The sequence below is a fragment of the Dehalogenimonas alkenigignens genome (genome assembly GCF_001466665.1).
Taxonomy (GTDB): domain Bacteria; phylum Chloroflexota; class Dehalococcoidia; order Dehalococcoidales; family Dehalococcoidaceae; genus Dehalogenimonas; species Dehalogenimonas alkenigignens.
On the sequence record NZ_KQ758903.1, the window covers coordinates 1,752,461 to 1,775,265 of the forward strand.

A 22,805-nucleotide genomic window follows, 5' to 3' on the forward strand; every position below is an offset into this window, starting at 1 on the left:
ATCTCCTTATGCTGGATAGGCCAGCTGGATGGTGTAGGTCACTTTGAGCTGACCGGTGTTGGGCACGGTGACGGTTGACGCCAGGAGGTCGCGGGAAAACATGATCGGGCCGGTCCCGGCCGAGTAGAATTTAACTTTGCCGTACAGGGCGACCTCGTTCACTCCGATGTCCGCACCGGAGTTGTTGTTGATATAACGGATTAAAGTGTCGGTGAGGGTTTTGGTGGGAGCGTCATACGTAATCGAATGGAGATCCGACTGGGCATAGTCCATCTGACCGGCTCCTGAGCCGTTGGCGATCGGAGCCCCCAGGACGTATCCGTCGAACGATTCGGGAAAGTTATTGGTGCCGACGATGATACTTTTATCCGTCGTACCGGCGGTAGCTAGCAACCCGGTGTCGGTTGACCGCGTGTTTACATCGACGTTTTCATCCCAGCCGGCGACTCTATTCAAACCCCAACCTGAGCCGTTGGGGTAGATGTTGCCGTTGGTCCACTTCAGGGAGATAGCGCCGGCTTCGAATAAATTGGTACCGGTGAGGCCGTAGGCAGCCATCTGGGAGAACAGGAAGTTATAGGCGTTGCGGTTCCAGGAGTGGCTCCGCTGCTTGTGAGCGTGGATGGTTTTGCCATCACGATCCAAGACCTCCATTTCAAGAAAAGTCTTGAAAACGGGCAGCTTGAGTTCGGTGCCCAGCTTTTCGAAGCGGCGGTACTTGGTTTCCAGCTTCGGGTCTTCAATATAGAATCGTTCGGTCATTTTCGTTTTTCTCCTAAACAAGTTGTGCTGTAACACCGATGCTCGGCGCCTGAACTGCGAGCGTCATGGCTCTGCTTTGAGCCAATTCGACATTGGCTTCACTCGAAACCGCGATGACCGGCGCCGCAACAGAAAGCGCCTTCCCGGCTGTAAAGGCGCCGCCCGAGTGATCTTCGGCGGCCGTAAGGAGCATGGACGGTCTCGGCATGACGAGGAGCGGCGGGTCGGCGACGCGGTTGACCGCGCCGGTCATGTAGGCGATCAGCTCCTGGATGTCCAGCCAACCCGGCCGGCCGCCGCCCTGGTTAAGCGCCTTGAGGACGTTGTAGCCGGTGCCGTACTGGATGGGCAGGCGTTCGAAGACGGCCTGACCCCGGTAGATGATGTCGCCCGGCTGCATCAGAGCGTCGATCCCGCCCAGGTTGCGAATGAGCTTCCCGCCCCAGTCTTTGTCGGTATCGATCTCGATTTCCGACAGCCTGGTTGCTCCCGATTTTGCTCTTACGAAAAGGCTCACCTACATGGCCTCCAGCAGAAAGTCGTAGTCGACCGCCTTGCCGTTGTCGGCCGGGTCGTTGCTCCGGACGGTTATCCTTAGTGTGTCGTGGATCGCCCAACTTCCGTTCACCACCGGGAGGCCCGGCCCGTCGGCGGCGGCATCGAAAGACTGTTCGTAAACTCTTCGCTCCACGCCGTTTATCTTCTTGTACAACCGGACTGTTACCTGGGTTCCGGCCAGGTTCTGGATCCCGAGCGAAAGGTCGTGCAGCTTGTATTTCGCTCCGGGCGCACCCACGACGATCAGGTTGCTTTCAGCGACCTGCCAGTCGGCGACGGCGAAACCAACGTAAGGCACCTCGCCGGCAAGCTTGTCGGTCTGGCTCCTCACCGCCTCAACTCTCCCCTCGAGGCTGGCGATAGCCGCCTCGATAGCCTTCAGAGAGACCTTTGTTTTGCTGTCCTCGACGTAGAACTCGCCAGGCATCAGCTTCCCCTCCCCAGCGGCAACTGTTTCACCGGCTCTTTTCCCGGCTCGAGCCGTTTGGTTTGATCCTTTTTGGGCTGCATCGCCGATGCCACCATGCCCAGCATCAAAACGGGCAATATCATGCCCATCATTTGGCTCAAGTCGAATCCCGAAGAACCGGTGTTCACCGGCGCTCCCGGCCAAGCAGGCGGAAGAACCGAACTGCTAGGCGCTACCAGCATGGTGGCCGCCGAGTCGATGACCTCGCCGGAATCTTTCTCGTATAGAAGCAGCGTAAGAACCGCGTTGGTCTCGGAAAAACGCAGAGCGCCTTTAAGCTTGGCGACATCCCCCGGCTCGACTTTGAACCAGGTGTAACCGAAGACCGGCAGGGCCTCTTCGCTGATCTGGGTCGTGTCCCGCGACAGCCTGGCTAAGAGGGCATACTCTTTGTCGACGTCCGTTGGATTGGCCACATAGACAGAAAGTCCGAGGTCGTAGCCCGGGGTATAGTAGAGCCACGGCGGCAGGTCCCAGAAGACGTCGCCCAGCGTTCCACCCATAACCGATGACGCTTGGCTCATAGCGGGAACTCTACGTCCTCGCCCTTGAGCGCTTTTCTCACGGTGGATAGAGCCCAGGCGCCCAGGGCGACCATCATGGCGACGCCGATTAGAGCCGAAAACGCCGATTGCCAGAACATCGGCTGAAAGGTGTTGTACTCTGCGGGATAGCTGGTCACGATTTTGCCTCGGGTAGTTTCTTGGGTTTTGAAGGTGCCGTGAGCGGCTTCATCACCTGCATCAGGATGAACATGACCAGAAGCATCATGCCTATGTTGATGAGGCTGCTGATGAGATTCTTCACATCCTCCGGGATGAGCCACCAGATGACGGTGCCAACCAGCGGCGGCAGGGCGATGAAGCCGATAATCCCGGCGATGACCGGCAGCCAGGCGAATCCCTTCTGCCAGGCCAGATAGACGGCAGGTTTATCGGGATCGGCATGGACGATAAAGCTGTAGCCGGGCCAGTGCTCGACGCCGGCGTCGTTGAAAGCCTGCTCTATCTGTACCAAAGTCTCGGCCGAGGGGAATGCCTCGAAATCGAGCCGGGCCAAGAAAAGAGCGCCTTCGTCTGAGCTCTCTTCGAGCGGGGCGAAGGCGCCCAGTCCTTCTATGCTGCCGGCAATTCCCAGAGGTATCGCCCGGTAGCCCTGCGGCACCATCGCATAGGGCATGGGAAACCTCCCTACGCTTAGACTAGCCGCCTGGCCTTGCGGCCGTACGGACTGAGGGTCACCTTTCGGGCGGCGGTGGTGCCTCCGGCGGCGGTCACAGTGGCCATCACCGAGAGCTTGTCGCCGCCGATGAGCCGGAGATCGGCGCCGAGCTGCCCAGCCTCGGCCAGATCGTAGCTCTCGTCATTACCTGCCGCCTGGTCGGTGCCCAGGTATTTCTTATCGATGGCGTCCGTCTTCGGGAACTTCGAGACGCGGACGTTGCCGGAGACCTCGGCCTCGGTGATGAGGTTGAGGCGGTTCAGGAACCAGACCTCGCCGGCTGGCACCTCCAGCTCAACGGTCTTGACCGTGTCCTGGGCGGATGCGTCGGGTATCGTCACCTCGACCTTGTCGCGCTCGTCGATCCTATCCTCGGTATGTATGGCCTCGGCGTTAAGCAGGGCTTCCCGGAGGACCTGGAGCGGCAAGCCCATCCAGGCGCCGGACTCGTTGTCGTAGACGCCGATCAGGGCCAGCGACTGCCCGAGCGGAGGCACCCAGCCCTTGGGAGGCCGCGCCCCGGGGTAGCCCGGGTACTGCTGCGGGATATTCTCTTTCGTCATGAATTTCATTCCTCCTGTCTAGCGGGCTCGCCTAAGACTTTGAAGTGATGCCCTTCATCATCGGCATCAGGAGGGCCATCATCATCACCATCATGATCATCGGCATCATGGCCGAGAACATGCTGGTCATGTCGGTGGTCTGAAGGGGATAGTAGCCGCCGACGGTGCCATACTGGTACTGCTGCGGGCGGACCTGCTGGGTATTGAACTGCTGGGCGGGATACATTTTTTAGCTACCTCCTGTAGTCGACTTCGTTTTGGTTCAGTCCTTGGACGTGACGCCCTTCATCATGGGCATGATGATAGCCATCATCATCACCATCATGATCATGGGCATCATGGCGGAAAACATCCCCGAAAAGGGATCGGTGGTCTGGGACGGGTAGTAGGCCGAAGGTCCGGCCACCTGCATCGGACCCGCCTGGCCCGGCGCGAACGGCCCGCTGATTTGCTGTGTCCTGTACATCGCTTTCTCCTTGTTGCTTTCGGTTGATTCTCATGCGCTAGCCTGATGTCGTCTCCCCCGAGCTGTTCCCCTCACCGCCGCCGCGACAGCGGTGAGGGATAGAAAACTAGCCTCCAGGGGAGATCATCAGGCGAAGGTGGCGCTACTCGAACATGGCGCGCTTGTAGCCGCTAACCATGACCGGACCCTTGCCGTCGACGCCGTCGCGATAATGGCTAACCCGGCCTTCCTTGACCTTGAGGCCGGACGGCGCGATGCCGTTCATGCCGGTGCGGAAGGCTTCGGGGGTGGCTTTCTCCTGATAGGCGACGGGGACATTCTTTTCCAGGTCGTTCCAGCTGGCGTACTTACCCATACGGGCACCTCCTATTTAGTCTCGGTCCGTTCGCGGCCGGGACAGTTTTCGGGGTTCACCCTGGTCGGAAAGGCAAAGGGGTCAGCCTGAACCTAGCCGATCCAGAGTGCTGACCCCTTGTTGAAGCCTGTGAGCTGCCACTGAAAGCAAATAGCCTCGTGAGCCAACTTCAGTCGGCAAGCTCACGAGGCTTACGGTTTCAGATTATACAGGCCGTATTTAGCCTGTCAATAGGTTGAGGGTATTTTAGCTTTGATCGATATCAAGGTCACAATTTTGGTCACAATTATATTGCTTCTGGTCAGCATCTATGATAAAATCACTTCCATAGAATCCAAGTCGTGAGGTTTCAAATGTTTATTACTCTGGACGAGGCTACGGAGATTATCACTCCCGAGTTGGCTAGCAATCTTGCCTATTGTGCATCGTCTTCATTCAAGGACTGGTTCACTGAAGTATCAGAAAACGGAAGGGCTACTAGTACGCCTTGCACAAAGGCTAGTTTTATTAACGACAGGATGATCCATTACGCCAAGACACTATTTCCTCCAACACCAGGATCGGCCATCAGGGTAATCAAGATCCATGGGCGATATCAAATTTTGATCGAAAACAAGCTAATCTTTAAAATGAAAAAATTAAACCAAAACCTTCTGACGAGTAACATCCCTACTCGAACAGTGATAAACTTTAACAGGCAACTCTGCCCACCTGAATACGGAACTCAACTTCGTTTTACTAATATGCCAGACGATATCACTCATCTAATTGTAGGATATAGAGAAAACTCACTAAAGACAGGAATTGGTTGTTTCATCACTTGCCCTGATGGAAAACGCAATCGCTGGATCTTTCCAATCGGTTTCGCTCCCTTACCCATTGTGGCTAACAATTATGTTCCGGTTGAGCCAGATTCGCCTCGAGTCCAACCAAAAAAGGTCACACCCAAGATTCAATCAGATCTATTAGGAGTAACCGAAACTCATGACTAATAGTGCGCCCTTTAATCCTGAGATGCTGGCTTTGGCGAGACAATCTCGAGGATACACGCAGACTGAGCTAGCGCAGCTCCTTTCAGTGTCACCAGGATGGTTGTCAAAGATTGAGGCTGGATTAAAAGAAGTCAGCATCGAATTTGCGCAAAGGCTAGCAGAAGTACTTGATTACCCGGTCTTATTTTTTTATAAAAGTGCAAGAATATGCGGGCCGGGTATCAATGAAGTGTTTCATCGGTGCCGTTCGAAAATCCCCGTTAAGGCTAGGGACAAGAATCAGGCTTGGACTGAAATTAATCGCTTGAACCTTGAATCTCTGCTTCGGGGTGTAAATCTCGGTGATATTGAAATACCTCAATATGATATTTATGAATTCGATGGGAATGTACGCGACATCGCTCGATCAGTTAGAGCCAAATGGCAGTTACCACATGGCCCAATCAGAAATGTGATTAAAACAATTGAAGAAGCAAGGGGAATCGTAATTCCAATAAAATTTGAAAGCCGTTTAGTGGATGCCACGAGTCGATGGCCCGCAAATATGCCTCCCCTTTTTTTCATGGGTCTGGATTTTCCGACTGACCGTACTCGCTTTTCTCTGTGCCATGAATTAGGGCATATGGTAATGCATCAAAATGGCCCTAATCCTTATCAGGAAGAACAGGCAAATGAATTCGCAGCTGAGTTTCTAATGCCGGAAGATGAAATTAGGCCATTTCTTATGGACCTAACCCTCCCAAAATTAGCAGCATTGAAGCCCTATTGGAAGGTATCGATGGCAGCCTTGTTAAAGAGAGCCAAAGATATTGAAGCGATTACTGAACGGCACGCCAAGACACTATGGATCGAAATGGGGAAGGCTGGCTATCGAACTAGAGAACCTGTTGAGTTAGACTTACTTAGAGAAGAACCCAAGCTGCTGCAAGAAATCATTGGTGTGTACTGCAACGAAATGGGTTATTCAGTAAAGGAACTGGCATCACTGTTTAAACTAAAAGAACATGAAGTGTGTAGATTATACTTTGGAGCTCCGGATAGCAGTGAAGCAGACGAAGTTAAGGCAGCGATAGAAGAAGCCGAAAGAATTCTCAATGAATATCGTCATAACTGAACCTAAATAATTATTAAGACAACGGCATTAGTCAAACATCGCCTCCTGCCAGTTCCGCCATTTCTTGTCCTGGGCTTCGGCGTAACGCTTCACCGCCTTTGCCGCCCACTCTCTCCGTCTAGCTGCCAGCACGTCTTCACTTAGGGATCGAGAGACCGCCGGAGGAGACGTCTCCTCCGGCGGTCTTCGCATCTCGTAATCGGCCCTCAGGAGCGCGGCGAGAGCGAGTAAGGTGAAGTAGTTATTCCACATTGATGATCTTGCCCTTGATGCCGAACATCGTGGAAAAGCCCCAAGCCAACTGCTCGCACAGCTTGTCCACCGGCTCACCTAGGTCGAGTTTCTCGTTCGGGTCCAGGAGATAGAACCTGACCTCGAGTCGGCCTTCCTTCCGGCGCTTGGTGATCTCCATGCCCATATGGCGCCCGACCTCCTGAGCCTGCTCCATTTGCTGCCGGTTGATGCCAGCCATTCCCGGATTAAACATTACATGCCTCCTTTCTGTTGTTCTGTCTCCCAGCCTTCCGGCACGCCGCCGCCACCCCGGCCTGGAAACATCTGCTGCTCCATGATGCCCCACACCATATCCATCACCTTGTCGATCCTTTTGGTGTAAGCCTCGTCAACCGTCTTCGGCGGCGGTCCCTTGGGTAACTTCTCTTCGATGTAGCCCAAAACACCGCCGACCGCCTCCTGAGCCGCTTCCCTGGCCATTTCCGAACTGGCGCCCCGGGCCCTGGCCGCGGCGGCATCAAGCTCCTCGCGGGAGGCGTTCAGCATCCGAAGAAGCGGCTCGAAGCGTTTGGCCTCGGCTTCGGCCTGGGTCTTCTGGATCTGGGCGAGCTCCATCACAAGAAGCATCGATGACCTGAGCTTCATCATGCCCCGGAGCTCGCACTCCTCTTCGTAGCTGTCGCCCATGTATCGGCGCAGGACCGCCTCCGGGGAAATGACCTCGCTCTGCTTGTACGTCGCCGGCAGGGCGCTTGATTGGGCGTCGGCTGCCGGGATCATCTTGGCCAGCTCCTGGCGGACCGTTCTTTCCTTAAAGTGAAGGTCTTTGGTGAGTTGCTCGAAGCTGTAACCCTGACCCAGGTACTCCCGGATCTCAGCGGCGATGCTTTCTTCATCGACCTTTACTTCCACCTGTTCGGGGGTCTTGCTTTCGCTCATGGGCTGTTCATCCTTATTCACCGGATGGGCGCCCGACGTATGACCGCCGAGGGCCTTAATCGATTTGAACTTCCTGTTGCAGATCTTGCATGTGTACACTTCCTGCCTCCTGTGACCGGCGCCGCACCGGGTAAAAGGTCAATGAACCATCCTGTGGAACGTACAGGCCGTGACTACAGTGTAAATACCCGCTGTAAATACCCGCCTGTAGATACCCGAAATTGACTTAATATTCCGGCCTCCCCTCCCCCGGGGGTCACCCCCTCCCCATCGTCCGGCGAGTCGCCCAGGGGCTCATTTTGTTTCTCCTCCTAAAAGTAATCCGATTGCCTTTTCTACGCCGAGTTGAGGGGCGAGGCGCGCCACCCTGATGGCGTCGCGGACATTCTGGGTGAGGCCGTCCAGGCGGCTGGCAATCTCTCCGGCAAGCTCGGGACTTAAGCCTTCGCATCGCACCAGCACGCCCTGTACCACGGTAAGATATTCCGCCCGGCCGTACGGAAGGAGTTGACGGATGGCGAACCGAGACCTCAGCTCCGGCGACAGTTTTTCGCTTCTGTTGGAGGCGGCGATGACGCGAAGTGGGTTGCTCAGGTTGAGCTCCCGGCCTCTTTTAGCCCGAACGAGCCGCCCGCCTTCCATCATGGTGAGAAGCGCCGCGGTGTCGGCGGCGTTCATCTTGTCGATCTCGTCGATGAGAAGGATTCCCGGCTCCCGCTCGGCCACCAGGTCCCATAGCCCGGCCTTCGATGTCGCCGAACCCACCAGCCAGATGGCTTTCTCGCCCCCGGCCCTTTCGATGTCCCACAGAAAGAGCGTCTTGGCCAGCGCCGGCGGCCCGGTCAGAAGGACGTGCACTGGCTTTTCGGCAAGGAGCGACGCCCTCAGAAGCTCTTTCACGCCGTCATGGCCGATGATGTCCCCGAAAAGAGTGTCAGTCTCGGCTAGGTTTGGTTCCTGGCGCGTCTCGGCGGGTGCGTTTTCGGCTGAAAGAAGGCTTTTGCCCATTTCGCTCAACCGGTAACCGGTGTGGGAGTTGGAGCGAAAGACATTTTCGAGGTAGCCGTCCTTGAAAAGCCGGGAGAGCGTCGCCGGCCAGATGCGGACATGCCGCCAGCCCCAGCCGATGCGGTAGTCCTTGTCCATGTCGACCGAGTCTTCAAACCGTGCGATCTCCGAAAGAAGCTCCAGGGTGTTGTCTTCCTTCATCGTTACCACCCCCTTTCTTTTGAAACTTTCTTGAAAGCCTCGGTGACAAGCTGTGTCAGGTACTCGGTGCCCTTTATGCCGGCGGTGTCGGGATGAACCTTTCTCAGGAGGTCCAAATAACGCCGCCGTACCTGTTCTTGCGGCATGGAGCGGTCGCAGCCGAGAATACGGTAGGGGTCAAAAGCCGGCTGAGGGGACGCCACAACCCTTTCAGTCGCCGAAATGTCCATCCCAAGCCTTTGGGCGAAACCGATGATGACGGCCGGGTCCGCGGCACTGGTAAAGAGGTCAGCCATGAAAGCCTGAAGCTCGTACGCCAGGTTCTGCTGCATCCGTTTGATACGGTTGAAACGCTCTTCCATGTTTACCACCAGAAATGACCGCATAAGATGCCCAGGAAGAAGCCGAAGAGGATCTGCCACCAGTATTTGCCGCCGATCCTGGCAACAAGTAATCCCAGACCGAGGAAGATGAGCATGAAAACGAGCGGCGATTTCTTCTGGTCGTCGCGGATAATCTCAGTCCACGGCCGGCCGCCCACCCGGCGCCACAGGCTTTCATAGAGCCTTCCCAGAAAATCGATCACTTCTTGCCTCCTTTCGGTTTCAGCCAGCCGCGGTCTTCCTGGGGAATGGCCGGGACAAGTTTGTCGCAGTCAGGACAGGCCTGGCAGATGTCGAGCACCAGGGGTTCGCCGCGGGCGAGGCGTTTCAGGTCTAAACTGCCGGTTCCCGCCTTGAAGGACAGGGGGTAGCCTCTGCGGCAATAAATGCGCTGTCCCAGCACCCGGGCATGGTTGCAGTCGTAGAGCGATCGCCTTTTCTTCATTTCACCCTCACCGAAGACTCTTCCTGGCCATAATCAATATCGATGCCCCTTTTATACCCGCCCAAACCGTCCGAACCGTCCGCACTGTCCGCCTCACGATTGGGCTTAGCTTTGGGGCTTGGCGGACGGTTTGTAAGGGGTTCGGCCAAACCGTCCGCCAAATCAGGGGATTTAGCTTCAGCCGGCGGACGGTTTACTAAACCGTCTTCAAAACCGTCCGCCGAATTTGTATCTAAAGCGGACGGTTCGGACGGAGCGGACGGTTTTTCAGGGGATACGGGGATATCCTGTTTCATGCCGTACATCGAGGCGATCCTTTGAGCCCGCTCAGGCTCCCAGCGGATCAGCCTCTGGCGGCCTTTGCCGACCCGGTCCTTGGCAAAGCCGAGTCTCTTGGTCAGATGCCCCACCCGCTCCGCCGTCAGTTCGGACGCCTCTTCATCGAGCCGGTTGGCCCGCGTGGCGATGCTCCTCGATGTTAGCTCGCCGCCCTCTCCAACAAGCTCGATCATGGCGGCAAGCACCCGTCCGGCATCGCTTTCCCGTCGCCTGGCATAAAGGGATTCCTGCAGCCGGTGAACGAAGCTGCCGAGTGCTTCCGCCATGGCGTGGTCGCCGTTAAGCATAGCCTTCATGGGAATGAGTATCTCCTGGAGACGCGGCTGAAGATTCGGTTCGAGCAGTTCGTTGCCGAAGGTCTTGCCCCTGAGGCGGCAAAGATTGTGAAGACGAAATGTCAAAAGCTTTGACCGCAGGGTACCGACCTCTTTGTCGAAAGAAGCCGGCAGCACCCGGGGGATGTCGTCGCGGGTAAGCGGCATCATTTCGGAGGTGAGACAGCGGCTTTCCAGTGCCTCATCGCTGAAAGGAAATCTTGTTGAAAGTAGTTTCGGACCGAACACCTGGTAGCCGCGCGGAAACCATTTGCCGTTTTCCTTGTCGGCCCGTAAGACCGGCATCCCCGGCCGGTAGCCGTTATTCAGAAGTTTGACCATTTCCGCCCAGGCGGTCGAGTCTTTGAAGTCTGCCTCATCCAGGACCAGCGTCCCCCGGAACTGCTCCAGGATGCGGAAGATCGGCGACGGCGTGGTGGCGCCGGAGGCGAACATCGGCCGGAAACAAATACTCCCAACCACCTGCAGAAAGCGCGTCTTGCCGGTGCCCCAGTCGCCGATCACCCGAAGATACGGGATCGAGGGGGCGAACTCGTACACCCAGCTCAAAAGCACATATAAAGCGACAATCTCCTCGAAGTCGGCCGGAAGCTCCAGGTAGTAATGAATGAACCTTTGGATTTCGCTGAAAAGGCGGGCTTGCGAATCGTACGGCGCGGCCGTTGGGGCAAAATGAACCACGTGACCGACCAGCATGTCTTGAGTCGGCAGATAAGTCACCTTCGGCGTCTCATGTTGGTAAGCCTTTCTGACGGCGCCGTTCACTGAAACCATAAAGTATCGCTCATCCTCATCGACCACCATCTCGCCGACCGTTCCGTCGCGGAGGACGAAGCCGGATACATAGCGCTCCTTGTCTTCTTCCTCCAGCTTAAACTCCCCGACGAGCTTTTCGGCATCGGCGAGGGAATGCTTGAGCAGATAATCGTCGATGCCGGTCTTCTGCTGGCCTTCCAGCTGCGGCAACTGGACGATATGAAGGCTGGCATCCTTGCGCCGGAGGTGTTCGGCGATGTGCGAGAGTGCCTTTTTCACCGGCTCCTTTGTCGCGATATCGGAATCGAAGGCGAGATAGACCTGCCGGTCTTTCAGTACGATGTGATCCCAGTCGGCCAGGAGCGTGACGCCGCCGAACTCGTTCTTGCCCTTGAAGCCCCAGACGCCTGTGACGGATATGGCGCAGGCGCCATGGCCGGCCAGGGCATCGGCTTTCTTTGAGCCTTCGGTGATCCAGAGGGGGACCTTGGGGATTCCGAGGGCTTTCTGGCAGCGCGGCGGGCAGTCGAGTCGGTTGCTTGAGCCGGCCGGTAGTTCGTACTTGACCGTTTTGCCTTGGGTGTTGGTGCGAGGATTATCGGACCGGAACTGGTAGCCGGCTGGCTGCCCATCGACGCCCCATAAGGGAATTAAAAGGCCAGGCACGCGCTGCTGAGCCGGTGCAAAGCCGAACCTTCCCAGCTCGGCTTTGCACACGATGCTCCGGTACTTCCGCTCCCGGATGACGTCGAGGTCGAGGCCGGTTTCTTCCAAAAGATGCTTCAGGTGACTTTCCAGAAGCTCCGGCGCGGCCTCGGAAAACACGCCTCCGCTAGCGGCCTTTTCACCGCTCATATCTTTCATGGCTATGGTCGACTAGGAGGCGGCGTCGCGGTCGACGGCTTTTAGGAAGCGGCTGAGGGCCTCGGCAGAAAATTTCGCCGGCGGTAGCGGCCAGTTGAAGTCCCGTATCTCGACGTCGATGTTGCAATGCTTGCTAAACCACTGCCTGAGCTGGTGTTCCCGAATGTCGAGCTGCCACACTTTGCTCTTGGCTTTGTCCCAGAGCCTGATGAGGTCGCGCTCGGTAACGCCGTCTTCGAGCCTGACATTCTCTTTATTGATGTTAATTGCCTCTTCGGGGAAAAGGTCGTCCGGCGCCGCACTGTCGGGCGGCGGCAGGAGCAGCACCTCGCTCGGAGGCAACTGGGCGAGCTTCTGGATCTCGGCCAGAGTAGAATGCGAGGTCAGCAGCAACACCCGAACCGTTTTCTTCCTGCCCTCGACGTCGACCTCTTTCTCGATGAGCCTTAAAGAAAGAGGAATCATCGACAACCGGCCGCAGGCGCTCTTTATGAGGTCAAGACTGTTATTCACGTTAAGGATGGAATGGTACGAGCCGGTGTCGAGCTGGTAGACGCCGATGCCCGGGCAGTCGGGGATGAGGAACTGGAGGTTCATCACCCGCTTGCAGCGACCGGTCTCGTAGTGGTGGCATGACTTCGGGCTGCAGGCTATTTCCCTAAGCTCGGTCTCGGCATCCTCATGGGTGGCGATTTGGCCGGTTTTGATGTTCACCCTGGCCACCGCCGTCTCGCCATCGCCGCGGCAGATGAGGCCGCGGTAGGCCGAATAGCACCTGAGGTACTGGCTCGCCCATTGGTTCGAGTTTTCGGTCGGCAGCATGACCGAAAGCTCGGTCGGACACTGCCCAAAGACCTTCTTCACCTCATCCGGGCAGACGAAGTAATCGGTCGGGACCGGGTACGAGAACCCTTCGCTAGACTCCTTCGTCAGTCCCAGCCTGATTTTGCCCAGCCTCGGCAACCTGATGACTCCGGTGATTCCCTTGATCGGCATTTCCTTCCTCCTCGATCTTACTTTCCCTGGAATTCGCGTTGTCCATCTGATAAAGCCGGGCGATCATGCGAGCCAGAATCCGCAGACCGCTGTCCATCACTTTCTCCTCTGCCTCGCTAACCATCACCGTTTTCCTCGATGGTGAACAAGTCGTCGAATGAATAACTTTTGAAATAGTCGAGGAGTGTCTGACGCACGGCGGCTGTGGGAGCCTGCTTGCCGTTCAGGATGCGGCAGAGGTAACTCGGCGTGATCCCGATCTTCTTGGCCAGGAGCTTGCGCGAAAGGTTGTGTCGGAGCATTGCCTTTTCGAGGTTGTCTCTGTTCAATAACACCTTGAACATGTGCTACTCCTGAAATTAGAAGTGAGCACAATAGTAAAACATATAACTGGTCTGGTCAAGGGCGTTATGTCACAATCATCTCAAATTAGATGCAAATAATTGTCGGAAACATGTTGCAACTGTTACCGGAATGTGCTATGATTGTGAACATGGAGGGCTTATGCCGGATTTCGCCGCGTATATCAGGCAGCTTCGCCAGAAGCAACGTCTGTCCCTAAGAGATGTCGCTCAGAAGACCGGGATCTCGTATTCTTATTTAGCCCAAATCGAGCACGGCCGGAGGAACCCTCCCGGTCCGGATTTCATGAAGCGCCTGGCGCCGGTCTACCAGGTGACGCTCCGGGACCTTCTAAGAGCGGCTGGTTACCTGGAAGAGAGCACGAGCTCGACCCTTAGCGATGAGCAGGAGGTGGAGATGGCCTTCAACTACGTCATGAACGATCCGCGCTACCAGTCCGGCACCCGGATGAGCGGTGAACTGACGACGGACGTGAAACGCTTCATCGTCGAGATGTACGAAAAGGCCACGGGAAAGAAGTTGCTGCCAGAGTCCCATTCGTGAAAATCTCAAACGATCTACGGGGCTTCTGTGAGCACCTGGTGAGAAAGTTCGGTAGCCCTGGAGCTACCTCCGAAGAGCAAAAGGCCGAGGAGTTCAGGAGGGTTTATCTTAGGAACTTGCCTTTGAATCTGAAATCGATCAGGGCGATCGCTTCATGCTGCGGCGCGGAGCTCAGGGGATTAGAAAAAATGCCCCGGAATGTCCGGGGGTATCACGAAATCTGCGATGGGCGACTCAATATTTACTACCGGAAAGATGATACGGTCAGCGGTATCCAGAATACTATCCTTCATGAGTTGAGGGAGATGATGGAAACCCTCTTTTCCACCATTGAACCCGGTTATGAGCCTCTAAGGACTAGCGCCCGCCATCTCGCCGCCAACCGCTTTGCCACCGCGGTTTTACTGCCCGAGGAGAAATTCAAGGCCGATGTTTTCAGTTCCGGATTTGATGTGTACGGTCTTTCTCAGACGTATTCGAAAAGTGCATCTCAGGTACTTCTCCGCATGGGGGAAGTACTTCAAAGCCGCCTTTTCTTCTACGGCGCGTTGTTCGAGCCGGACGACCCCGAAGGCCAGGAATGGGCTGTCACATATTGGACCGGTAGCAGCAACGAGGATGCTGAAGCGAATGTCTTTGGCCTGGACGGTTTGTTTCCCAAGCGAGGCAGGCGGGCTCTTCCGGGTTCGCTCATTGATCTGACAATTAAATCGGGAAAAGCCCACCTAGTGCGCCGGATCACGCTAGGCGGCCCGGAAGATTTCGATGATGGCGAACTTGTGGCGCTTGCTGTTCCCATCGTGGGCGAGGCGACAGGAATTGAAAAGGTAGCGCTGGTGGTGCTTCTGTCCCGTGATGTCCGACTACTTGAGCCCCAAATCGAACGTATCAATCCGGAAATCATCGAGTCTTTCCATAGACATCTTTAGGGGGAAAGGGCAATGGAAACCGACGGAAAAAGAGCCGTAATCTATGCGAGGGTGTCATCAGATAAACAGGATGTCGACCTTTCTATCTCAGCCCAGCTGAGAGCCCTCAAGGAATTCGCGACCAGAAACCGACTTCAGATCGTACAAGAATTCATCGATGAAGCCGAAACAGGCCGGACAACCGCCCGGCCGGCTTTTCGCGAAATGGTGGCTTCGGCTCGCCGGTCGCCGAAGCCGTTTGATGTCATTTTGGTCTGGAAATACTCCCGATTCGCCCGTAGCCGTGAGGACTCGATCGTTTACAAGGCTGTTCTCCGGAAAAACGGAGTCCAGGTGGTTTCAATCAATGAACCCTTCGACGACACGCCCACTGGCCGATTACTTGAAGCCATCATAGAAAGCCTGGATGAGTTTTACTCCGACAATCTCGGTGAAGAAGTGACTCGCGGTTTGAAGGAGAGCGCTTCGCGTGGCTTTTATGTCTCACACAAAGCTCCGTACGGGTACCGCAAGATCAAGGTGAAAGATGGCGCGAAAGAACGCACCAAGCTCGACATAGAACCGGGCGAAGGCAAAACGGTTGCGTCTCTCTTTGACAAGGTGATTCACGGCCAGGGATTAACCGAAATTGCCAAGGAATTGAACTCCAAATCGATCTCTTCGCCTACAGGCAAGACCTGGGGCAAGACGAGCGTCCGGGCTATCCTGGCTAACGAGGTTTATACGGGAATCCTTGTCTGGGGCCGAGACAACAGACGCGGATTCGATCCGATCAGAGTAGAGGGAGCAGTCCCGCCGATCGTTTCGCATGACACTTTTACCAAAGTCCAACACCTGCTGAGAGAAAGAGCACCTGGCCGAACTCATCCGAAACGGGTCATCAGCAAATTCCTGTTAAGCGGCCTGGTCCGGTGCGGCCACTGCGGTAAAGCCCTTGTCGGAGCCGATGCCAAAGGCGGCAAATTCACCTACTACGCTTGCGGGACGATCATCAAGAAAGGCGCGGGCTCCTGCCGCGGCGGCTATCTCAATAGCTCGAAATTTGAAAGCCAGGTCATCCGCAAGATCAAGGAAAACATCCTGACCACCAGCAACCTCTACAAACTGGTCGAGATGGTAAACAATGAGATGGATTCGACATCTCACAACTATCAGGACGACTTTAATGTAGTTTCGGCGGAAATCCTCGACACGAACCGTCGGCTGGAAAATCTCTATGATGCCGTTGAGAGCGGCAAAATCGACTTAAGCGACCTATCGCCAAGAATCCGCGATCTGAGACTTCGACTTGAGAATCTCAAAGACAGGAAATTGCAACTTGAAGGTCTTTTAGCAGAAAGACGCATCGAACTCGCGGACAAGAAGATCATCGATGCCTACGTAAACGACTTACGGCTGGAACTGGATAGCGGCGCTTTAATGGAAAGGAAGGCCTTCATTAAGACGTTTGTGAATGAGATAGAAGTTACCGGCAAAAAGGCTGTTTTAAGATACACCATACCCTTGACGCCGAAGGCCTTGAAAGAGGAGACGATAGGAGTTCTGTCTACCGAACACTATGGTGGGCGGCCGTGGACTCGAACCACGGACTTCCTGCGTGTGAAGCAGGCGTTCTAACCACTGAACTAGCCGCCCAGAGGAAGCTCATTGTAACTCGAACCGCCGCGGGGTTTCAAATGACGCCGGGCGGCAGGCGGCAGGTACAGCTTCAAAACCCGCCTTCCGTCCAGTCCAAATCCGTTCCGGCGGGCGGTTTCAGGCACGGCTCGGCGGGGTAAACTGAAGCCATGAATATAACGGTCAGGCGGATGACTATCCCGAAAGCGGCGGCGAGCCGGGCGGCGGACGCCGCTTGCCTGGTCTTCCCGCTGCTGTTTATGGCCGTCACCACGGCGCTGGAGACGATTCAGCCGGGCTTCGACCGGGTGGCCAATACCATCAGCGAGCTGGTCTGGGGGCCGTTCGGCTGGATCGAGGCGGCGATGTTCGCCTGTTTCGCCGCGGTCATGGCGCTTTCGGCAGCCCGGCTGCGGGAAGCCGCTTTGCCCCTGGGCCTGGCGGCGGCGGGCTTCATGCTGATCGCCGTTTTCCCGACCCAGGCGCCGGGGGGCGGGCAGACGGCGGCATCGCTCATCCATGAACTCTCAGCCCAAACCATCGCCGCGCTGCTGCCGGCGGCCTGCTTCTGCCTGGCTTACCGGCTGCGCAAGGAACCGGCGCAGCGGGCGGCGGTGAGCTTCAGCGTGACGGCCGGCATTATCGGCACCGTCTTCAACGCGGCAGGCTTTGTCGCGGTACACACCGACGCGGCGTGGATCGGCGCTGTCGAAAGGCTGATCATGCTGAACGGGTTGATCTGGCTGGAACTGATGACGCTGCTGCGCTGGGCGGCGGAGCGGCCGGCGGTCTCAATGAAGACGGCTGCGGGCATCGAAAACCGGGCGGCGGTCCGGGTGGACTGCTGCCAGCGGCGGGACCGGCGCTAAGGGCGCGTCACCGCCGGCAGTACCGGATAATCTCGGCGAAGTTGGAGATACGCGTCCGGTTGTTGCTCTCCATGATGCCGTCATAAGTCAAAGTCAGCCACGGCTTGCCGCCGGAGGCCAGTTTTTCGGCCATGGCGGCGACGATGCCGCCGGGCATACAGCCGTGAGGCATGACCGAGATGACGCCGGCGAATTCCTCGCTTTTCAGCCATTCCAGGCCGGAGCCGATGGACATCACCGCTTCGCTGCCGCAGCGGGGCGACAGGTGGCGGCGGGATTCGGCCAGGATGGCTTTCACCGATTCATGCTGCAGGCCGTTGCCGCCCCGGTCGGCGGCGGCGAACAGCCGGTCGGCGTCGGCGCTGATGAAACGGTAGCGGAGGTAACTCTTGGGCAGCTTGCCGAAGCGGCGGAAGCGGAAATGGTCCTCCACCTGGCGGTACAGGATGTATTTGATCCACTCGCCCACCGGGGAGACGGTCACCTCCAGCCCGGCCGCCTCGCAGCTGCGGGCCAGGTCATTATTGGCGAAGCAGTTAGCCCGGAGGTAGATTTCGCCGTTGATGCCCACCAGCGGACGCCGGGGCAGGGATTTGTCCCGGATATGTTCGAAATCAGCCGCCACAGCTTCCAGAACAGGGGCGAGATCCTGGCGGCGGCGGGCGGCGGCCTTGAGGCGGGCCAGGCTTTCATCAAACAGGCGGTCGGCGGCGCCGGGCTGGCTCTCGTAGGGGCGGGTCCGCCACAGCAGCTTTTCCAGGCAGTCGGCGGCGAAGACCGCGCCGGCGGCGCGGCGCGGGAAGTCCGGACCCAGGTTCATATCATGGTAGCCGGCGTTGGAGGTGGTGGAGCGGATGGGGATGTCGAAGCCGGCCTGCCGCAGCTCGACGCCCTGCTCCAGAGCGTATTTACCCAGCCGGCACGGGCCGTAGGCTGAGGCCATGATCAACTCATATTCGTTTTCCCGGCCGGAGCAGTCGTGGCAGAAGCGCAGGAAATCACCCAGGGTCAGGCGGTACGGCAGGCATTCCGTCCCCGCCGTCACTTTGTTCGACAGCTCCAGGCTGCGTTCATCCGAATCCGGCAGCACCAGCACCTTGCCGCCGTCGGCCTCGATGGCGCCGGCGACGAGTTCGATGAACGGACCCATACTGGGGGCGACCAGCGTCCGGGAGGTCCGGTCGATCGGCCGGGTGTGGCGGTAGACGGCGGGCGGCGGCTCCGCCGGCTGGCCGGACTCGCTGTAGCCGGCGATGGTATCGACAAAAGCCTCCAGCCGGGTGACGATGCCGGCCTCGGCGGCGTGCTCGTCAATCTCCAGTTGACCCATGGGCTTGCCGCCCATGATGTCTTCCAGTAGCGGCAGGATGAAAGAGTTGGGGCCGCAGCCGAAGTTGGTCAGGAACAGCCCGTAGAGGTTGGGCGTCCGGGCGATGATGGCCGCGGCGGCGATGAATTTGCTCTCATACGACCAGTACGGCCGGTCGGAATAAGCGCGGATATCCACTGTATCCAGCGGCAGGTAATCCAGCGGGATGGGAACCACGCCCAGTTGAGCTAAAGTCTCGGCGATGCCCAGGTTGGCGCCGGGGTCGCCAGACATGTAAGACCGGGTAATGATTACCACCCCGATCTTGCCGTTCGGTTCGAGCTGTTCGAGACAGGCCCGGCCGCGGGCCGCCCTGGCCTCTTCGAAACGCCGCTGCGCCGCCAAACCCGCCAGGCTGGCTTTCCTGGCCTGATCAGATCTGAAGCCCATCTGCACGCCCGCCCTGGTCAGGTTGGCGATAACTTCATCGGGCCCCAGGCTGAAGTCCAGCACCGGCGTCAGCAGGCGGCTACCCAGGCCCAGAGCTTCCCGGATAACATCGCCTGAAGCCTGAACCAGGGGGCAGGCGTATTTTTGGTCCTCATCGCCCTGCTTGGCGCCCAGGCGGATAGCGGTGGGATAGAGAATGAAATCGGTCTTATCAATGAGCGACGCCGCGTGGCCGTGGAGCAGTTTCATCGGGAAGCAGCTGTCGGTATAAGCCAGTTCCACTGACTGCTCGATGATTTTACCGGTGGTCCGCCCGGAAAGGACCGCCCGGGCGCCGAGCGCCTTCAGAAACCCGGTCAGCAGCGGCGCCAGGTCATGGGTCATGAGCGCCCGGGGAATGCCTACCCGCACCCCGGGGCCTGGCGCCGGCCGGTATTCCGCCAGCAGCAGTTCTTCGCGGTCGTCGAACGGCGTGGTCTGCTTGGCCCGGTCGGTGCGGGCGTCATAGCGGTCGCAGCGGCTGCCGTAGTAGCTCAACCGGCCGCCGGGAAGCTCCATCTGAGTGATGGTGCAGTAGTTGTCGCAGTGGTGACAGGTAAAGGTCTTGAGGTCGCAGCGGCTGTCGGCCACCGTCTTACAACCACGGAAAGCCGATGCTTGGTTGGCCGGGCGCCGGTCGCGCGCCAATAGCGCGGCGCCGATGGCCCCGCTGACCTCCCGGTGCCCGGCTACCTTCAACTCATGATCGGGCAGCTGCTGCCTGAAGGCGGCCACCACCGCTTCGTTGTAAAAGACCGCCCCGGTGAGAATGATCCGGCGTCCCAGCTTCCGGTGCGATACGACTTTTGAAAGGTAATTCTTGGCGATGGCATTGGCCAGCGAGGCGGTGATGACCGGCAGCGCCACCCCTTCCTGCTGGGCGGCCGTCACCGACTGGCTCATGAAAGCGGCGCAGCGGGTGCCGAGATCTATGGTATAGGGCGCGGTGAAAGCCAGGCGGGCAAAATCGCCGTTGGTCACCCTGACCCCCAGCATCTCGGCCAGTTCGTCAATGAAGCTGCCGGTGCCGGCGGCGCAGGCTTTATTCATCTGGTAGTCAATGACCACCCCGCGCCGCTTGAGCACCAGTTTGGAGTCCTGGCCGCCGATTTCGATAATATCGGCATCGGGATCGATTTCCAGGGCCGCCCGGGTCTGGGCGGTGATTTCATTTTTTATCAGGTCGGCCCCGATAAAGCCGCCCACCAGGTAGCGGCCGGAACCGGTGACCCCGGCGCCGAGAATTTCCACCTGGCCGGCGCCCGCTTCCAGCAGGCGTTCCATCACCTGTTTGACCGCGTCGATCGGCCGGCCGGCGGTCATCAGGTAGGTCTTGGCCAGTATGGCGCCGCCGGTTTCATCCAGTATGACCGCCTTGGTGCTGGTGGACCCGATGTCAATACCGAGATAACCCCTTACCGGGGCGGCAACCGGCGGCGGCGCCGCCGGAGGCGGGTCGGCGCCCCGGACCAGCGGTGGTGAATGTAAATAGCGCTCACGTTCCGCCGCCGGAGGGATGCTGCCAATAGTTGAGCGGATACCCCGGGACAGCAGGGCGGCGCCGAAAGCCTCGGTAAACAATCCGTCAGGTGGAACAGTGACCGTCACCGGTTTCCCAGCCCGTCCCGAGAGGATCTCGGTTAACGCCTTTGCCACCGCGCCGTTGGCCGCCACCCCGCCGATGAGATAAATCGGCTCTTCAAAATTTCCCTTTTTGAGGGAAGCGATCATCCTGGCGATGCTTTCGCACAGGGCGTAGAGCATCGCCGGCAGCGACACCCCTTTTTGCTGCAGGTGGATCAGATCGCTCTTGGCGAAAACGCTGCAGCGGGCCGCGATGCGCGGCGCCGGGCCGGTATGTTCCAGCGCCAGCCGGGTGAAATCCTCCATGGACAATCCCAGCCGGTAAGCCTGCTGTTCCAGGAAGCGGCCGGTGCCGGCGGCGCATAACGGATTAGAAACCGCCTGCCAGGGCCGTTTTAACCCGTTTTCAAGCGTGATCACCAGCGATGTCTGGCCGCCGATCTGGACGACGGTCCTGGCCGCCGGGAAGGATTCGAGGACCCCGGCGGCGGCGGCTAGCGAGCTGGAGTAATCCCCCCAGCCCCAATCTGCCGGAATGATGCCCTTGCCTGAACCCGACATTCCGGCTCCCGCCACCCGGCTGCGCTCCGGCAGGCGGTCCAGCAGGCGGTTGACCGCGTCGCGGGCGTCGGAAACTATCCTTTCGGCGTCTGTCCTGACCGCCCGCCCGGCTGAATCCACCAGGCACAACTTAACGTTGACCGAACCGATATCAAGGCCCAGATAATATTCCGGGGCATTAGCCTGTCCGGGTATGTCAGAAGTTCCAGCCGGCGAGTCCTTCATCTGGTATCTATCGTCCTACGATGTTATTTCGTTTCTAAACAGCACCCGCAGGTGTTTTTTGAGCCTTCCTCGCCATCGCGTTAATTTTCCGGCGGCGGTGCGGAAGAAGCCGAGTTGGGCGGCAGCTAACCAGGGGCAAGACTAGGGGAACCGGGCGAGTCTGGGCAGGCCGGTTGTTTCAGGATAGCCCAGCATCAGGTTCATGTTCTGGATCGCCTGACCGGCGGCGCCTTTGACCAGATTGTCGATGGCGGCGGTCACAATGAGCATCCCGGCGCGCCGGTCCACGGCGGCATTTACCAGGCAGGCGTTGCTGCCGGAGGCGTGCTTGGTGTGCGGCGGTTCCGGCACGACCCGGACGAAAGGCTCTCCGGCGTAGAAGCCGGCATACAGCCGGACGGCCTCCTCAGCCGTGAGCTCGCCGTTAAGCCTGGCGTAGCAGGTAGCCAGAATGCCTCGGGTCATGGGGGTAAGGTGAGGCGTAAAGGTCAGCGCCGGCATGGCGCCGTCAATTGCCTTAAGGGCCTGAAATATCTCGGGCTGGTGGCGGTGGGCGGCGATGGCGTAGGCGCAGACATCCTCGTCCGCCTCGCAAAAGTGGCTGGCAAGCTTGAGCGCCCGGCCGGCGCCGGAGATGCCGCTCTTGGCGTCGACGATGATGCCGCCGGTGACAATGCCGGCTTTGAGCGCCGGAGCCAGCGCCAGGATGGAGGCGGTGGGGTAGCAGCCGGGGTTGGCCACCAGCCTGGCCGACTGGATTTCCGCCCGGTTAAGCTCCGGCAGGCCGTATACTGCGTCGGCTAGGAGTTGGGGCGCCGGATGGCGGAAAGCGTACCATTCATCGTACAGGGCGGCGTCCTTGAGCCGGAAATCCGCCGAAAGGTCCACCGCCGGGACGCCCTTTTCAATGAACGGCAGCAGCCTTTCAGCGCTCTCATGGTGCGGCAGGGCCGAGAATATGAAATCGACTTGGCCCAATTCGGCTTCGATGGCAAGGTCAAGCGGCGCCAGATGGGGGAAAACCTGCCCCAGCTTCTGACCGGCGGCGCTGCGGCCGGTGACGGAGACCAGGTCGACCAGCGGATGGTCGGCCAGCAGGCGCGCCAGTTCGGCTCCGGCATAGCCGGTGACGTTCAAAATGCCGACTCGAGTCCTGGACATTGTACACCAGTATACCAGTTGCCCATCTCGTGCGCTAATGGGCCATCTGGTCCTGCGATACGGCTTTTTCCTTCAGGTCGCGGTCCATGACAGGCAAACCCCAAACCCGAGTTCGGCTACTGCTGGCCGAGCGCTTCATGCTAGAATTAGCTACC

General features: G+C 58.2%; 28 protein-coding genes, 1 tRNA gene and 1 pseudogene. 6 read left to right on the forward strand and 24 right to left on the reverse strand.

Annotated features, from left to right (window positions below):
* Positions 1-6: 6 nt before the first annotated feature.
* The 10 genes from DEALK_RS09070 to DEALK_RS09110 form a co-directional block, all read right to left on the reverse strand.
* Positions 7-762 (reverse strand): hypothetical protein, encoded by a 756-nt coding sequence (locus DEALK_RS09070; RefSeq protein WP_058439900.1) that lies wholly within the window; start codon positions 760-762, stop codon positions 7-9.
* A gap of 13 nt (positions 763-775) precedes the next feature.
* Positions 776-1,279 (reverse strand): hypothetical protein, encoded by a 504-nt coding sequence (locus DEALK_RS09075; RefSeq protein WP_058439901.1) that lies wholly within the window; start codon positions 1,277-1,279, stop codon positions 776-778.
* Complete coding sequence (locus DEALK_RS09080; protein WP_058439902.1) at positions 1,280-1,747, reverse strand: Rossmann-fold NAD(P)-binding domain-containing protein; 468 nt, start codon at positions 1,745-1,747, stop codon at positions 1,280-1,282.
* Positions 1,747-2,313 (reverse strand): hypothetical protein, encoded by a 567-nt coding sequence (locus DEALK_RS09085; RefSeq protein ID WP_058439903.1) that lies wholly within the window; start codon positions 2,311-2,313, stop codon positions 1,747-1,749. Before DEALK_RS09085 ends, DEALK_RS09080 begins: the two co-directional genes overlap by 1 nt.
* The gene (locus tag DEALK_RS10015; protein WP_144437104.1) at positions 2,310-2,471 is read right to left on the reverse strand and encodes a cytosine permease; all 162 of its coding nucleotides are present in this window, start codon (positions 2,469-2,471) and stop codon (positions 2,310-2,312) included. Before DEALK_RS10015 ends, DEALK_RS09085 begins: the two co-directional genes overlap by 4 nt.
* Positions 2,468-2,968, reverse strand: a complete 501-nt coding sequence (locus DEALK_RS09090) for a hypothetical protein (protein WP_058439904.1) — start codon at positions 2,966-2,968, stop codon at positions 2,468-2,470. The genes DEALK_RS10015 and DEALK_RS09090 overlap by 4 nt, the downstream gene beginning before the upstream one ends.
* A gap of 17 nt (positions 2,969-2,985) precedes the next feature.
* Positions 2,986-3,573: a hypothetical protein gene (locus tag DEALK_RS09095; RefSeq protein ID WP_058440118.1), complete on the reverse strand. Its 588-nt coding sequence runs from the start codon at positions 3,571-3,573 to the stop codon at positions 2,986-2,988.
* A 31-nt stretch (positions 3,574-3,604) separates the two neighbouring features.
* Positions 3,605-3,799, reverse strand: coding sequence for a hypothetical protein (locus DEALK_RS09100; protein ID WP_058439905.1), 195 nt, complete (start codon positions 3,797-3,799; stop codon positions 3,605-3,607).
* Positions 3,800-3,835: 36 nt separating this feature from the next.
* Positions 3,836-4,039, reverse strand: a complete 204-nt coding sequence (locus DEALK_RS09105; protein WP_058438706.1) for a hypothetical protein — start codon at positions 4,037-4,039, stop codon at positions 3,836-3,838.
* Positions 4,040-4,181: 142 nt separating this feature from the next.
* Entirely contained in the window at positions 4,182-4,394 is a 213-nt protein-coding gene (locus DEALK_RS09110) for a hypothetical protein (RefSeq protein ID WP_058438714.1), read from the reverse strand.
* 353 nt (positions 4,395-4,747) lie between these two features.
* On the opposite strand from DEALK_RS09110, the gene DEALK_RS10020 reads away from it, so the two are divergent.
* Together DEALK_RS10020 and DEALK_RS09115 are read left to right on the forward strand one after the other, a co-directional pair.
* Positions 4,748-5,386, forward strand: a complete 639-nt coding sequence (locus DEALK_RS10020) for a hypothetical protein (protein WP_144437105.1) — start codon at positions 4,748-4,750, stop codon at positions 5,384-5,386.
* On the forward strand, positions 5,379-6,500 hold the full coding sequence (locus DEALK_RS09115; protein WP_058439906.1) for a helix-turn-helix domain-containing protein: 1,122 nt from the start codon (positions 5,379-5,381) through the stop codon (positions 6,498-6,500). The genes DEALK_RS10020 and DEALK_RS09115 overlap by 8 nt, the downstream gene beginning before the upstream one ends.
* Before the next feature lie 27 nt (positions 6,501-6,527).
* Here the strand turns inward: DEALK_RS09115 and DEALK_RS09120 are convergent, their stop codons facing one another.
* The 10 genes from DEALK_RS09120 to DEALK_RS09165 form a co-directional block, all read right to left on the reverse strand.
* A complete protein-coding gene (locus tag DEALK_RS09120; RefSeq protein WP_058439907.1) occupies positions 6,528-6,752 on the reverse strand; it encodes a hypothetical protein in 225 nt (74 codons plus the stop codon).
* Positions 6,742-6,987, reverse strand: coding sequence for a hypothetical protein (locus tag DEALK_RS09125; RefSeq protein ID WP_058439908.1), 246 nt, complete (start codon positions 6,985-6,987; stop codon positions 6,742-6,744). The genes DEALK_RS09120 and DEALK_RS09125 overlap by 11 nt, the downstream gene beginning before the upstream one ends.
* Positions 6,987-7,772, reverse strand: a complete 786-nt coding sequence (locus tag DEALK_RS09130) for a C2H2-type zinc finger protein (RefSeq protein WP_058439909.1) — start codon at positions 7,770-7,772, stop codon at positions 6,987-6,989. The genes DEALK_RS09125 and DEALK_RS09130 overlap by 1 nt, the downstream gene beginning before the upstream one ends.
* A gap of 195 nt (positions 7,773-7,967) precedes the next feature.
* Positions 7,968-8,882 carry an ATP-binding protein gene (locus DEALK_RS09135; protein ID WP_058439910.1) on the reverse strand — a complete coding sequence of 305 codons (915 nt, stop codon included), beginning with the start codon at positions 8,880-8,882 and terminating at the stop codon, positions 7,968-7,970.
* A gap of 2 nt (positions 8,883-8,884) precedes the next feature.
* On the reverse strand, positions 8,885-9,268 hold the full coding sequence (locus DEALK_RS09140; RefSeq protein WP_144437106.1) for a J domain-containing protein: 384 nt from the start codon (positions 9,266-9,268) through the stop codon (positions 8,885-8,887).
* Complete coding sequence (locus tag DEALK_RS09145; RefSeq protein ID WP_058439912.1) at positions 9,247-9,468, reverse strand: hypothetical protein; 222 nt, start codon at positions 9,466-9,468, stop codon at positions 9,247-9,249. Before DEALK_RS09145 ends, DEALK_RS09140 begins: the two co-directional genes overlap by 22 nt.
* Positions 9,465-9,710 (reverse strand): hypothetical protein, encoded by a 246-nt coding sequence (locus DEALK_RS09150; protein WP_058439913.1) that lies wholly within the window; start codon positions 9,708-9,710, stop codon positions 9,465-9,467. The genes DEALK_RS09145 and DEALK_RS09150 overlap by 4 nt, the downstream gene beginning before the upstream one ends.
* Complete coding sequence (locus DEALK_RS09155) at positions 9,707-11,995, reverse strand: DUF3854 domain-containing protein (RefSeq protein WP_058440119.1); 2,289 nt, start codon at positions 11,993-11,995, stop codon at positions 9,707-9,709. The genes DEALK_RS09150 and DEALK_RS09155 overlap by 4 nt, the downstream gene beginning before the upstream one ends.
* Before the next feature lie 21 nt (positions 11,996-12,016).
* The gene (locus DEALK_RS09160; RefSeq protein ID WP_058439914.1) at positions 12,017-13,000 is read right to left on the reverse strand and encodes a recombination directionality factor; all 984 of its coding nucleotides are present in this window, start codon (positions 12,998-13,000) and stop codon (positions 12,017-12,019) included.
* 116 nt (positions 13,001-13,116) lie between these two features.
* The gene (locus tag DEALK_RS09165) at positions 13,117-13,344 is read right to left on the reverse strand and encodes a helix-turn-helix transcriptional regulator (protein ID WP_058439915.1); all 228 of its coding nucleotides are present in this window, start codon (positions 13,342-13,344) and stop codon (positions 13,117-13,119) included.
* 160 nt (positions 13,345-13,504) lie between these two features.
* Between DEALK_RS09165 and DEALK_RS09170 the strand changes: the two genes are divergently transcribed.
* From DEALK_RS09170 to DEALK_RS10295, 3 genes and pseudogenes are all read left to right on the forward strand, one after another.
* Entirely contained in the window at positions 13,505-13,906 is a 402-nt protein-coding gene (locus tag DEALK_RS09170; RefSeq protein WP_083496434.1) for a helix-turn-helix domain-containing protein, read from the forward strand.
* 305 nt (positions 13,907-14,211) lie between these two features.
* Positions 14,212-14,835, forward strand: coding sequence for a hypothetical protein (locus tag DEALK_RS09175; protein ID WP_244881604.1), 624 nt, complete (start codon positions 14,212-14,214; stop codon positions 14,833-14,835).
* 12 nt (positions 14,836-14,847) lie between these two features.
* Positions 14,848-15,846, forward strand: a pseudogene (locus tag DEALK_RS10295) (recombinase family protein); the annotation flags it as partial.
* Here the strand turns inward: DEALK_RS10295 and DEALK_RS10300 are convergent.
* Positions 15,730-15,981 carry a hypothetical protein gene (locus DEALK_RS10300; protein ID WP_058439918.1) on the reverse strand — a complete coding sequence of 84 codons (252 nt, stop codon included), beginning with the start codon at positions 15,979-15,981 and terminating at the stop codon, positions 15,730-15,732. The pseudogene DEALK_RS10295 and the gene DEALK_RS10300 sit on opposite strands and share 117 nt — an antisense overlap.
* Positions 15,982-16,394: 413 nt before the next feature.
* Positions 16,395-16,470: transfer RNA gene (locus tag DEALK_RS09185), tRNA-Val, on the reverse strand.
* Between the two features lie 173 nt (positions 16,471-16,643).
* On the opposite strand from DEALK_RS09185, the gene DEALK_RS09190 reads away from it, so the two are divergent.
* Positions 16,644-17,321 carry a DUF998 domain-containing protein gene (locus DEALK_RS09190; protein ID WP_186007599.1) on the forward strand — a complete coding sequence of 226 codons (678 nt, stop codon included), beginning with the start codon at positions 16,644-16,646 and terminating at the stop codon, positions 17,319-17,321.
* A gap of 7 nt (positions 17,322-17,328) precedes the next feature.
* Here DEALK_RS09190 and DEALK_RS09195 read toward each other — a convergent pair whose 3' ends face one another.
* Entirely contained in the window at positions 17,329-21,489 is a 4,161-nt protein-coding gene (locus DEALK_RS09195) for an acyl-CoA dehydratase activase (RefSeq protein WP_058439920.1), read from the reverse strand.
* A gap of 141 nt (positions 21,490-21,630) precedes the next feature.
* Positions 21,631-22,650: an N-acetyl-gamma-glutamyl-phosphate reductase gene (gene argC, locus DEALK_RS09200; RefSeq protein ID WP_058439921.1), complete on the reverse strand. Its 1,020-nt coding sequence runs from the start codon at positions 22,648-22,650 to the stop codon at positions 21,631-21,633.
* Positions 22,651-22,805: the final 155 nt, after the last annotated feature.